The organism is Faecalicatena sp., from assembly GCF_058819085.1.
Window position 1 is genome coordinate 21549 of the sequence record NZ_JBZUUL010000049.1, and the last position, 13543, is coordinate 35091.

Consider the following 13543-nt stretch of genomic DNA (forward strand, 5'->3'; position numbering starts at 1 on the left):
CTGGGGGATACAAAAAAATTGATTGGAGTGATTAAATGAGTAGTCCCAAAACTCAAAAAAGTAAGTTTGACCGCGTCCTTGGGAAAAAAGACGTCTTTTCCATCGCTTTCGGTGCAATGATCGGCTGGAGCTGGGTAGTTATGGCGGGTCAATGGATCATGAAAGCTGGTACGGCTGGAGCCATGCTTGCTTTCGTAATGGGCGGCATCATGATCATGTTCGTGGGGCTGACCTATGCTGAGCTGACCTCAGCAATGCCTCAGTGCGGTGGCGAACAGATCTTCAGCCTCCGTGCACTTGGACCAAACTGGTCCTTCCTCTGTACCTGGGCTATCATCCTGGGATATGTGGGCGTTGTAGCATTCGAAGCATGTGCACTGCCGACTGTCCTGGAATACATTGCACCGGGGATCATGAAGGGCTACATGTATTCAGTAGAAGGTTTTGATATCTATGGTACCTGGGTGGCGATCGGTGTGGTGAGTTCCATCGTCATTACGATCGTAAACTATGTCGGAGTCAAGCCGGCTGCTTACATGCAGGGCGTATTTACATTTATTATTGTAGGAATTGGTGTTGTCCTGATGTTCGGCTCTGCCTTTAAAGGCGACATCGCACATACAAAGCCATTATTTGACCATGGCTTCGGCGGTCTTCTGTCCGTTGCTGTCATGACCCCGTTCATGTTCGTTGGTTTCGATGTTATCCCGCAGGCCGCGGAAGAGATCGCGATCCCGTTCAAGCAGATCGGCAAGGTCATTCTGATCTCCATCGCTTCTGCTGTTGCATGGTATGCACTGATCATCCTGGCAGTTTCCCTGATGATGTCAAAAGGCGAGATGGAATCAAGTGTACTGATCACTGCTGATGCGATGAAGAAAGCATACGGCGGTTACACGATCATGGCAGATATCCTGATCATCGGAGGTATGGCCGGTATCCTGTCCAGCTGGAATTCCTTCTTCATGGGCGGCAGCCGTGCGATCTATGCTTTAGCAGAAGCCAAATGCCTTCCGGCTTTCCTGACAAAGATCCATCCGAAGTATAAGACTCCGTCCAACGCAGTTCTTCTGATCGGAGCTATCTCATGCATCGCCCCGTTCTTCGGACGTGCTATGATGGAATGGCTGACCAATGCAGGCGGCGTAGGTGCTGTAACTGCATATATGATGGTCTCTATCTCCTTCCTTGTTCTTCGCAAAAAGGAGCCTGGACTGAACCGTCCATATAAGGTAAAGAATCACCGCTTTGTCGGCTTCATGGCTATCGCCTTAAGCGGACTGATGCTGATCCTCTATATGCCTGGAATGCCTTCCGGACTGAGCATCCCTGAATGGCTCATTATCGGTATATGGGCGCTCCTTGGAATCGTATTCTATGCCTACGCAAAGAAGAAGTTCCCGGAATTCGGAAGAGTGCTCAACATTGAGCTTAAGGAAGCTGTGAAAGAGTAGGACAGGCTGTTCAAAGAACGATGCATCTCATTCAAAAATAAACAGAGACTGCTGCACCACATCGGTGCACAGTCTCTGTTTTTGTGTAGAAAATCTTATCCCCGTTAGGATATGCTTAACTCTGTTTTCTCTTTCTATAGGCCGTTTTAACAGCTTTCATAAGCTGTATGACCGGAAGGTTTGCCAGCGCAAGGCCGTATACAGTAAATAATTGTCCCGCATTCAATGTCTGCACCTTGAATATGTTTTCCAGGCCCGGTATGACCATCACGCCTGTAATCAAGACCAGTCCCAGGAGAAATGCCCCGATCAGATATATATTATTGAAAAACATCTTCTTGAACAGAACCGGATGGTCTGCTTTACAGTTAAAGCCATGTACCAGACGGGCTGTACAGAGTGTTCCAAAAGCCATTGTACTGGCCAGCAGGGAATTCGTCTGGTATCCGATCATAAATGCGATCATTGTGGTAACACCAATGGAAAGTCCCTCCGTACCAATCTTGAGCAGAAAATCCTTCGTTAGGATCGATTCGTTCATCGGTCTTGGTTTCTCGGACATAACATCCTTGGAATGCGGCTCCAGCCCCAGCGCGATTGCCGGAAGACTGTCTGTCAGAAGGTTGATGAACAGAAGGTGTACCGGTGCAAACGGAACCGGAAGCCCTGCAATCGACGCATACAGCACAGCCAGTATGGCTCCGAAGTTACCAGAAAGTAAAAACTGGATAGAGCTCTTAATATTGCGGTAAACATTACGTCCATTCTCGACTGCCTTAACAATGGTTGCAAAATTATCATCTGTCAGCACCATAGATGCAGCATCCTTGGATACTTCGCTGCCCGTGATCCCCATGGCTACACCGATATCTGCCTGCTTTAAGGCCGGGGCATCATTGACGCCGTCTCCGGTCATGGAGACGATGTTACCCTTTTCCTGCCAGGCTCTGACGATCCTGATCTTATGCTCTGGTGAGACCCTGGCATACACAGAAATGCCCTCCACAAAGTCCTTGAGATCTTCATCTGAGATATTATCAATTTCGGAACCCTCGCATGCCTCAGATTCCTCCTTTAGGATCCCGATCCTTTTCGCGATAGCAGCAGCCGTCACCTTATGGTCTCCTGTGATCATGATCGGGCGGATGCCTGCCCTTTTACACTCTTCTACTGCAGCCTTGGATTCCTCACGCGGAGGATCCATCATGGAGATCAGGCCGACAAATACCAGATCCTGTTCATCCTCCAGCGTCAGCTCACGGCTTTCTGGTATCTCCTTATATGCAAATCCCAAAACACGCAGCCCGCCTTTTGAAAATTCCTGATTCTGTGCCTCGATCTTTTCCCGGTCCTCCTCAGTGAAGTCACGGACCTCATCCCGGATCTGGATTGATTTCATACGCTCCAGCAGTACATCTACGGCGCCCTTTACGACCATGACACGTTTTCCATCGATGGTATGGAGGGTAGACATTAATTTCCGGTCACTGTCAAAAGGATTCTCACTCTCACGCGGATACTTGGCTCTGACATCCTGGGCAAATACACCGAGTCTGCTTCCCAGATTGATCAAAGCCGTTTCTGTCGGATCCCCGATCTCCACCCCATCTACATTCGTAGAATCGTTGCACAGGATGCTGCATAACAGTAACATACTGTGGGCAGGACGACTGACGTCGATCTCCCCGGAAGGAATCCTGACCTCATTGACATAATAATCCTCCACAGTCATCTTATTCTGAGTCAGTGTACCTGTCTTATCAGAGCAGATGATAGAAACACTTCCCAGTCCTTCCACTGCCTGAAGCTTCCGAATGATCGCATGCTCTCTTGCCATCTTCTGTGTTCCAAAGGACAGTACGATGGTTACGATGGAGCTTAATGCCTCCGGTATCGCCGCTACAGCCAGCGCAACCGCAAACAGGAACGCATCACCTATATTTCCACCGCGCAGTACATTGATCCCAAATAAGATTCCGCAGAAGATTAAAATAATAATAGACAGCTTCTGCCCGAACTGATCCAGATTGATCTGAAGCGGTGTCCTCTTCTCTGAGGTGGTCTTCAACAGGCTTGCAATCTTACCAACCTCTGTCTCCATACCGATCCCGGTTACAAGGAAAGATCCCCGACCATAGGTGACAAAGCTTCCAGAGTATACCATATTCACCCGGTCTCCCAAAGGCACCTCGCCTTCGATCGGGCTGATCTGTTTCTCAACACCCAGACTTTCCCCTGTCAGCGCACTTTCGTCCACCTTCAGGCTGGCACTTTCTAATAAGCGTCCATCCGCAGGGATGTAATCCCCCGCGTCCAGCATAACAATATCCCCCACTGTCACTTCTGTGGAAGGGATCGGCACCACATTCCCGCCGCGCAGCACCTTCGCCTCCGGCCCTGACAGCTTTTTCAGGCTGGAAAGGGACTGCTCTGCCTTTACTGTCTGCACCGTTCCCAGAATCGCATTGATCGTGATCACGATCAGAATAACAATGGCACTCTCTGCGTCTCCAAGGAAGCCGGAGACGATCGCCGCTGCGATCAATATGATGACAAGGAAATCCTTGAATTGTTCCAGAAAAATTTGTATTGTTGTCTTTTTCTTTCCCTCTACAAGTTCATTAGGCCCGTATTTTTCCTGATGCTTACGCACCTCCTCGGCAGTCAGGGGCTCCAAAGTACCATTCACCCTCTGCTTCGCTTCTTCACTGGTAATCTGATAAAATTCTTTCATGTATGATCCTCCATTTCTTCCGCGCAATCCGATTTCCTCTTTTGTACTGTTTCCTTTGTAATACAAAAAGAGACTCTTATTGCACTGTATGTAATGCAATAAAAGTCTCACCATTTAATCACGATACGGATGATATACCATCGTACTGACGACATCGTGAACGCTTTTATCAAGCGCCAGTTACTCCCTTTTACTAAAACCAACTATAATACATCAAAAAAGCTATGTCAAGGAAAAACTTTGATTTTTCCGATTTTTTAACCGTCTCTTAACCGGGTTATCTGCCCAGTCTGGCTGCGATCTCTTTTGCCCTCGGTGTGTTGGCAACACCGCCCTCTCCTGTCTCGCGGAGAGATACATGCATGGACTCGCCTACTTCCTTCATCGCATCGATCACCTGATCCGGAGGGATCTGGCTTCTGATTCCCGCCAATGCCATATCTGCGGCAGACAGAGCATTGACAGCTCCAATGACATTACGCTTGACACAAGGGACCTCCACCAGGCCCGCGACCGGATCGCATACCAGGCCCAGCAGGTTCTTTAGAGCCATGGCAGCGGCATGGACGATCTGTTCATTATCCCCGCCCTTTAAAAATGCCAATGCTCCGGCGGCCATGGACGATGCAGTGCCGATCTCGGCCTGGCACCCTCCGGCTGCACCTGCGATGAAAGCACGGGATGCGATCACCTGTCCGATCCCTGCTGTCACATACAATGCCTGTATGATCTGTTCCTCTTTCATGTGTCCTTCCCTGTACAGCGTCACTAAGACTGCCGGGATCACCCCGCATGCTCCTGCTGTCGGTGCTGCAACGATCCTCTTCATGCAGGCATTGGATTCTCCCATCTGCAGCGCCTGAACGATCACCCTGGAGACAAAGTCCCCGCACAGGGTATCTCCCTTCTCACGGTAACGTTCCATCGTTCCGCCGATACCGCCGACCAGCCCGCTGCCGGAATGAAGTCTCTCATCATAGTCATCACTGGCACTTAACATGGCTTTCCACATGCCCTCCATTGTCTGGAGCGATTCTTCCTCGCTGACCGTCCGTTCATTCATATCATCTATTAAAACCGCTCTCCAGAACGGAATCTGCTGTTCTTCACAAAGTTCGTTTATCTCTTCTAAAGACTGATAAGACATCTTAAGCACCCTCCCCATCTAAATATGTCACTTTTTGGATTCCTTCCTGCTCTTCCAGCCATTTGATCGAGCTCTCCGGCACTCTCTGATCGATCTCAATCACCATCACTGCATAACCGCCTCTCTTCCCCCTGTAAAGCTGCAAAGTCGCAATATTGATCGAATCCTTTGCAAGCATAGAAGTTACACTTGCCACATATCCCGGCTGGTCCTGATTATAAATGATCAAAGTCGGACTCTCTCCTGTACAGTTTACCATGATCCCGTCTAATTTATTCACCATAATGCGTCCTCCGCCCAGGGAAGATGCCTGAACTTCCAGTGTCTTGCCATCCTCGCCGACCACGTTAAGGAGCGCCGTATTCGGATGCGCGCCCGTGATCTGAGTATTCTGGATCGTAAAATTAAGGCCTTCTGCCTCTGCCACAGAAAAGCTGTCTGGTATCCGCATATCGTCCGGCTTCATCCCCAAAAGCCCGGCAACAATAGCCCGATCCGTACCGTGTCCCTTTCCCGTAGCTGCAAACGAACCATGCAGACCGATCACTGCCTTCACCGGCCTGCTCCCCAGCAGACTTCTCGTGATATAGCCGATCCGTACAGCCCCCGCTGTATGCGAGCTGGAGGGCCCTACCATCACCGGCCCCAAAATATCAAAAATATTCATGCCACAAACCTCCATAACATACCTTTTTTCTTACCTATCAGTATAACAGAGTTCGCCGGTTTTCACCATATAACTTTTCCCGAAAAAATAATTTCATACAGCTGATCTGCAAAAAGCCTGCCGGATATTATGATTAGGAGACAAAGCATCCGAAATTAAAAAAGGCGTCCAAGAAGAAATTTTCCTCTCAAACGCCTCTGTCTTATGAAATTATCTCTATTCTGCGTTCGTATACACAATCACCCGCTGTGTACGGCAGCGCTTTTACACAACTCCCTGTGCCATCATTGCATCTACTACCTTCTCAAATCCGGCAATATTTGCTCCGACAACATAATTGCCTTTTACATCGTATCTCTCTGCCGCATCAGCCATGTTGTGGCAGATATCCACCATGATCCTCTGTAATCTGCTGTCCACCTCTTCAAATGACCAGCTCAGCCTCTCACTGTTCTGTGACATCTCAAGAGCGGATGTTGCAACACCACCGGCATTCGCAGCCTTACCCGGTGCAAATAATACTCCATTTGCCTGCAGGTACTCTGTAGCCTCTAAAGTGGTCGGCATATTTGCACCTTCTGCTACGGCAATACATCCGTTGGCAGCCAATGCCTTCGCATCGTCGAGGAGCAGCTCGTTCTGAGTCGCACATGGAAGGGCAATATCAACCTTAACAGACCATACCCCTCTTCCCTCATGATATTCTGAATTCGGGCGGTACATCTTATACTCTGTCAGTCTTGCACGTCTGATCTCTTTGATCTCCTTTAAAGCCTCTACATCGATGCCGTCCGGATCATATACCCATCCGTTGGAATCGCTGACCGTTACTACTTTAGCGCCTAACTGCTGTGCTTTCTGTGTCGCATAGATCGCAACATTACCAGAACCGGAAACTGCAATGGTCTTGCCTGCAAGCTCGATCCCGTTCATCTTAAGCATCTCCTGTGTCAGATATAACACACCATATCCGGTTGCCTCTGTACGTGCCAGGGAGCCGCCGTAGCTTAATCCCTTACCTGTCAGCACACCCTCTGAGAGACCGCGGATCCTCTTGTACTGTCCGTACATGTAGCCGATCTCTCTGGCGCCTGTTCCGATGTCACCTGCAGGTACGTCTGTATCCGCACCGATATATTTACATAACTCTGTCATAAAGCTCTGGCAGAATGCCATCACTTCTCTGTCTGATTTCCCCTTAGGATCAAAATCAGATCCTCCCTTGCCTCCGCCGATCGGAAGTCCTGTCAGAGAGTTCTTGAAAATCTGCTCAAATCCTAAGAACTTAATGATTCCGAGGTTTACTGATGGATGGAGACGAAGTCCTCCTTTGTATGGCCCAATCGCACTGTTGAACTGAACACGATAACCTGTGTTTACCTGCACCTGTCCGTTATCATCCACCCACGGCACACGGAACTTCAACTGTCTCTCCGGTTCAACAAGTCTTTCCAGCAGAGCGTCTCTGCGGTACTTCTCTTCATTCGCCTCGACAACGACTCTCAGAGATTCCAGCACCTCCTTGACTGCCTGATGGAATTCCGGCTCTGCAGGATTCTTCTTCACTACCAATTCGATTACTTCATCTACATATGACATCTCTTATACCTCCTGAAATCAATAAAATCAAAGGTAAAAATCCTTCCTTAATTTACCTGTGCTGCTTACTCGTATTATTTTAAATACTAATTGCAGTTTTGTCAATCAGAAATTTCATATTTTTTATAACTTTATCACTTTATCCTGCTAAATGAACGTTTTCAATTTAGGTTTTTATTCTCTCCATTCTACAAATCACAATTGGATTCATATTACAATTCTCATGTATGTCTATAGACCACAGCTAAAAAGACGCGATGGAGAAAATCTCTTTTAAAAACACGATTTTGCAAGAATCCAATTCCAATTATTCATTTTCATCAATTTAATGTTCAATATAAGAAGGCCCATATATGTATAAAAAGACAGACAGCGGAACTTTGCATCCCACTGTCTGCTCTTTATGCATCTATTCTATTATTCTCTTTCTGTCTGTCCTATCGACCAATAAAATTCCGGAACCGGTCTTTGATCTCTGTAAACTGAGGCGACAGCTCTTCCTTCTTTTCCTGATAGACTGTTGTCAGGAAATCGATCAGATAGAGAACGATCAATACTGCCCCCGCGATCCTTCCGATATGGAAGGGGATCGCGTTCACGATCCGTTCTACAAACCCATGGAGCACACCGAATAAAATGACTGTGTACAGCCCCCATGCGAGAGTACTCTCCAGGCACAGAATCCCCTTATAATTAAACGGCTTGTCCGTATAGTCCCACCAGATCTCTCCAAACAGCCGTTCCATGATCCTGGCTGTGATCCACTCGATAGCAGTTGCCAGAATGGCCCCCAGGAAAAAGAGCAGCAGTCTGTTATGGCTGTAAGGACTTAACAAGAAGTATACGGTAAGGGCACCCACACCGTAGATCGGGCAGATCGGTCCTCTTGAGAAGCCACGGTTTGTCCACTTTCTGTTACAGATAGACATATAGATCGATTCCACTACCCATCCCAGGATGCTGTATGTAAGGAACCAAAGTACTACATGATATATGTCTTTTCCTAAAATCATCTTGTCCCACATTCTAATCACTCCGTCTTATTTATTCTCTAGATCCGCTTTACTTTAAATATCATACCACAGCTTTTTCTTCATTGCTACGAACTTTGGAAAGTCTTAAACAAATCTTAAAACTTTAGGGAATTCCTGACAGTTCCGTTTCTTATTCCAATTTTATGAGCATAAAAATAGAGTGTTTCTCAACACTCTATTTACCTGCACATATTAATTATACTTACGTTTTCTAGCAGCTTCAGATTTTTTCTTGCGTCTTACACTTGGCTTTTCATAGTGTTCTCTTTTGCGAATCTCCTGCTGAATGCCAGCTTTTGCACAGTTTCTTTTGAATCTGCGTAAAGCGCTATCTAACGTCTCGTTTTCTTTAACGATTACATTTGACATAGTCTCACACCTAACCTCCCCTCCAGCCTTGTATTGTGCATCATACGACTGTTCGGGTATATTTATTGCACTACAAAAGATTATATCATATTTTCGCTAAACGTCAACCATTTCTGCGAAAAAAACTAAGAAAGTTGTCCTTCCAGTGTCTCTTTTGCCTTCTCGAGCGCGTCTTTGATGCCTGCCGGGTTCTTTCCTCCGGCCTGTGCCATATTCGGGCGTCCGCCTCCGCCTCCGCCGACCAGTCCGGCGATCGCTTTGACGAGATTTCCTGCATGTGCTCCCTGTTTCATAGCACCCTCTGTTGCAGTCACCATTAAGCTTACCCTGCCGTCATTGCCTGATGCCAGAACAACGACACCTTCTCCTAACTTTTCTTTCAACTGGTCGCCAAGATCACGCAGGCCATTCATATCGACACCCTCCACTTCGGCTGCCAGAAGCTTCACGCCCTTTACTTCCTGTACCTGATCCATCACATCACCCATCGCATCCTGAGCAAGTCTGCTCTTTAGGCTCTCTACTTCTGAATGCAGAGCCTTATTCTCAGACATCATATGGCTGATCTTCTCTGCCAGGTTCTCTGGGGTGGCTTTGAGCACCTTTGCGGCCTCGTTTAACTTCTGTTCCAGGGCATCGTAGTATTTCAACAGACCCTTGGATGTCAGTGCTTCGATACGGCGCACTCCTGCCGCTACTCCTGTCTCGGAAATGATCTTAAGCGCCATAATCTCACTGGTATTCTTCACATGAGTACCGCCGCAGAACTCGATGGAAAAACCGCCCATGTTCACTACGCGGACGATGTCCCCGTACTTTTCACCGAACAGTGCCTGGGCACCGGTCTTTCTCGCCTCTTCGATCGGCATGTTCTGTACATTGACAGGAAGGCCTTTTGCGATATTCTCATTGACGATCTCTTCTACCTTCTTGAGCTCCTCCGGAGTCAATGCGGAGAAATGAGTAAAGTCAAAGCGAAGTCTGTCCTCATTCACGCTGGATCCGGCCTGCTCCACATGAGTTCCCAGCACCGTGCGCAGAGCCTTCTGAAGCAGATGAGTCGCGCTGTGGTTGCGCGCAGACAGCGCACGCTTTTCTTCGTCCACTGCAAGCTCTGCCTGGTCGCCTGTCTTGATCATCCCCTTAACGACCTGGCCCACATGGCCGATCTTACCGCCCAGAAGCTTCACCGTATCCTCTACCTTGAATTCTCCCTCTGCAGTACGGATCACGCCCGTATCAGCCTCCTGACCACCGCTTGCAGCGTAGAACGGAGTCTCCTTAACAAAAATGGTTCCTTTTTCTCCATCAGACAGCGCATCTACAAGCTCTGTCTCGGTTGTCAAGACCGTGATCTCTGACTGGTAAGTCAAATTCTCATAACCTACGAATTCACTCGTAATACTCGGGTCGATGGATTCATACACTGTAACATCAGCGCCCATGTAGTTTGTCACACCGCGTGCTGCTCTTGCAGTCTTGCGCTGAACATCCATGGCTGCGTGGAAACCATCCTCATCCACATCCATTCCCTTCTCTTCCAGGATCTCTTTTGTCAGATCGATCGGGAAACCATAGGTATCATACAATTTGAATACATCCTCACCGGACAGAGTCTTCGTATCCTTCTCTTCCATCTCCCTGATCATGTCCGATAAGATTCCAAGTCCCTGATCGATCGTCTTATTGAACTGCTCCTCTTCCTTTGCAATCACATTCAGGATAAAGTCCTTCTTTTCTTCCAGCTCCGGATATCCGTCCTTGGATCCTGCGATCACAGTCAAAGCAAGCTCTGGCAGGAAATTCCCCTCGATATTCAACAGTCTTCCGTGACGGCATGCTCTTCTAAGTAGACGGCGCAGCACATATCCGCGCCCCTCATTGGAAGGCATGATCCCATCTGAGATCATAAATGTAACGGAACGGATATGGTCTGTGATCACACGGATAGAAACGTCCGTGTTCTCATCCTTTCCATATTCTACCTTTGCAAGGCGGCATACATGGTCTCTGAGTGCCTTGATCGTATCCACGTCAAAGATAGAATCCACATCCTGAACGACACTTGCCAGTCTCTCCAGTCCCATGCCTGTATCGATATTCTTCTGCTCCAGCTCTTCATAATGACCTTCTCCGTCATTGTCGAACTGGGTGAATACGTTGTTCCAGATCTCCATGTAGCGGTCACACTCGCAGCCTACTGTACAATCCGGGCTGCCGCAGCCGTACTTTTCCCCTCTGTCATAATAGATCTCAGAGCATGGGCCGCATGGGCCTGAACCGTGCTCCCAGAAATTATCTGCCTTGCCGAACTTAAAAATACGTTCAGCCGGGATTCCCATCTTCTTATTCCAGATCTCAAACGCTTCATCATCCTCCAGATAAACTGACGGATACAATCTGTCTGCATCAAGGCCTACCACCTCGGTCAAAAACTCCCATGACCATGCGATCGCCTCCTCCTTAAAATAGTCTCCGAATGAGAAGTTCCCAAGCATCTCAAAAAAAGTACCATGGCGTGCAGTCTTTCCCACATTCTCGATATCACCTGTGCGGATACACTTCTGGCAGGTCGTCACCCTCTTACGCGGCGGGATCTCCTGCCCCGTAAAGTAAGGCTTAAGCGGCGCCATTCCCGAATTGATGAGCAGAAGGCTCTTGTCATTGTGCGGCACAAGAGAAAAACTCTTCATTGCCAAATGTCCTTTGCTTTCAAAGAACTCCAAAAACATCTTTCTTAATTGATTCACTCCATATGGTTGCATAACCTCGTCCTCCCGGTTTCTTTATCTAAAGCAGATTGAATCACTCTGCTCTAAGGTGTATTTGACACGTCCCCGGCCCTTTATGTGGTCCTGGGTCCGGTATGCATATATAGTCAACAGAAACAGAGTGGATATTCATCCACTCTGCGTGTCTAACCTATCATACCATAGCTTTCAAGGTTTTTCAAATATTATTTGAGTCCCCTTTATATGGTCTTTCACATGGTCCTGCTCCTATTTCAGCTCGATCTCAGCCAGTTCCCTCGGCGGAAGGTTATTGGTAGAATTCTTCACATAATTAGCAAGCGCTTTCTTTGCTTTTGGCACCGGAATATTCGTACCTGCTCCTGCGATACATCCGCCCGGACATCCCATTCCCTCGATCAGGCATCCGTTCATTCTTCCGGCTTTTGCAAGTGTCAGGATCTTCTTACATTCTGCAAGGCCTTCTGCATGTTCAATATTGACTTCCACCCCTGGATAGTATTCATTCACACACTTCTCAATGGCCTCAGCAACACCGCCGGCACACGCATATCCGCGTCCTGCCCCCGTTGCATCATGGAAGGATGACTCTGCCGAATACTTCGTCAGATCTATCTCCTTTGCATCAAACATAGCCTGAAGCTCTTCATATGTAACAACAAAATCCACATCACTGCGAACAGTTCTTCTGGAAGCTTCCAGCTTTTTAGCAGCACATGGTCCAATAAAGACCACTCTTGCATTGGGATGTTCCTTTTTGATCGTACGTGCCGTCGCAACCATCGGTGTCAGCTCTTCTGAGATCTGATCGATCAGATCCGGGAAGAACTTCTTTGCCATCATCGCCCAGGATGGACAGCAGGAGGTCAGAAGGAACGGCAGCTCGCCGGAAACGACCTTCTCCACATAATGATGAGCCTCTGAGATCGCGCCGATATCTGCTCCCAGTGCCACCTCATATACTTCTGAGAAGCCCAGCTCCTGCAGCGCAGCCTTGATATTCCTCGGCGTGATATTATCTCCGAACTGACCGACGAATGCCGGTGCGATCTCTGCTACGATCTCGCCCCCTTCCTTGAGTGCACGGGTCAGCTGGAAGATCTGTGACTTATCAGAAATAGCTCCGAACGGACAGCTAACCATACACATTCCGCAGGATACGCATTTGTCCGTATCAATATAAGCCCTGCCGTGCTTGTCGGAAACAATGGCACCCACGCCGCAGGCATTCTTGCACGGTCTTTCCTTCTTCGCGATGGCATCATATGGACAGGCAGATTTACATTTGCCGCACTTGATACACTTATCCTGATCAATATAGGACTTTCCGTCTACCATAGAAATGGCACCCTTCGGACAGACCTCCTGGCATGGATGTGCCAGACAGCCTTTACACATATTGCTTACTTCATATTTATTCTCTTCACAGCGTTCACACGCAGAAGGGATGACCTGCATAAGCGGCGGCTCATAGTATTTCTCAGAAATATTACTTGCCTCCACTCCTGCTGTCAGATGGACCGGTTTATTCTCCGGCCTAAGGGAAAGTCCCATCGCAAGTCTCAATCTCTCTCTGACGATCGCGCGGGCACGGTATGTACTCTCGCGGTACTTCACTTCTGTATCATCATTCACGATCTCATAAGGAATTGCTTCCATATCTGCCAGCAGCGTCTCTGCGTCCGCTTTAAATCCCAACTTTGCAACTTCTGTAAACACGCGTCTCCGAATCGCTCTGACCGGGGTCTGCAGTCCTCTCATCATAGGTTATCTACCTCCTGTATTCTTT

The 13543-nt window shown here is 48.1% G+C and carries 9 protein-coding genes; 1 reads left to right on the forward strand and 8 read right to left on the reverse strand.

Features of this window, described 5'->3' with window-relative positions; all coding sequences use genetic code 11:
* Nucleotides 1-35: 35 nt before the first annotated feature.
* Nucleotides 36-1454, forward strand: a complete 1419-nt coding sequence (locus AC4OGX_RS20790; RefSeq protein ID WP_493332767.1) for an APC family permease — start codon at nt 36-38, stop codon at nt 1452-1454.
* A 115-nt stretch (nt 1455-1569) separates the two neighbouring features.
* Here AC4OGX_RS20790 and AC4OGX_RS20795 read toward each other — a convergent pair whose 3' ends face one another.
* The 8 genes from AC4OGX_RS20795 to AC4OGX_RS20830 all read right to left on the reverse strand — a co-directional run bounded on the left by AC4OGX_RS20795 (nt 1570) and on the right by AC4OGX_RS20830 (nt 13518).
* A complete protein-coding gene (locus AC4OGX_RS20795) occupies nt 1570-4188 on the reverse strand; it encodes a cation-translocating P-type ATPase (protein WP_493332769.1) in 2619 nt (872 codons plus the stop codon).
* Between the two features lie 277 nt (nt 4189-4465).
* Nucleotides 4466-5335, reverse strand: a complete 870-nt coding sequence (gene sdaAA / locus AC4OGX_RS20800; protein WP_493332771.1) for an L-serine ammonia-lyase, iron-sulfur-dependent, subunit alpha — start codon at nt 5333-5335, stop codon at nt 4466-4468.
* 1 nt (nt 5336) lies between these two features.
* Nucleotides 5337-6002, reverse strand: coding sequence for an L-serine ammonia-lyase, iron-sulfur-dependent subunit beta (gene sdaAB / locus AC4OGX_RS20805; protein WP_493332773.1), 666 nt, complete (start codon nt 6000-6002; stop codon nt 5337-5339).
* 264 nt (nt 6003-6266) lie between these two features.
* Complete coding sequence (gene gdhA, locus AC4OGX_RS20810; protein ID WP_493332775.1) at nt 6267-7601, reverse strand: NADP-specific glutamate dehydrogenase; 1335 nt, start codon at nt 7599-7601, stop codon at nt 6267-6269.
* Nucleotides 7602-8038: 437 nt separating this feature from the next.
* Nucleotides 8039-8626 carry a putative ABC transporter permease gene (locus tag AC4OGX_RS20815; protein ID WP_493332776.1) on the reverse strand — a complete coding sequence of 196 codons (588 nt, stop codon included), beginning with the start codon at nt 8624-8626 and terminating at the stop codon, nt 8039-8041.
* A gap of 201 nt (nt 8627-8827) precedes the next feature.
* Nucleotides 8828-9004: a 30S ribosomal protein S21 gene (rpsU, locus tag AC4OGX_RS20820; RefSeq protein ID WP_004054229.1), complete on the reverse strand. Its 177-nt coding sequence runs from the start codon at nt 9002-9004 to the stop codon at nt 8828-8830.
* Between the two features lie 125 nt (nt 9005-9129).
* Nucleotides 9130-11769: an alanine--tRNA ligase gene (alaS, locus tag AC4OGX_RS20825; RefSeq protein ID WP_493332777.1), complete on the reverse strand. Its 2640-nt coding sequence runs from the start codon at nt 11767-11769 to the stop codon at nt 9130-9132.
* 234 nt (nt 11770-12003) lie between these two features.
* Complete coding sequence (locus AC4OGX_RS20830) at nt 12004-13518, reverse strand: 4Fe-4S dicluster domain-containing protein (RefSeq protein ID WP_493332778.1); 1515 nt, start codon at nt 13516-13518, stop codon at nt 12004-12006.
* Nucleotides 13519-13543: the final 25 nt, after the last annotated feature.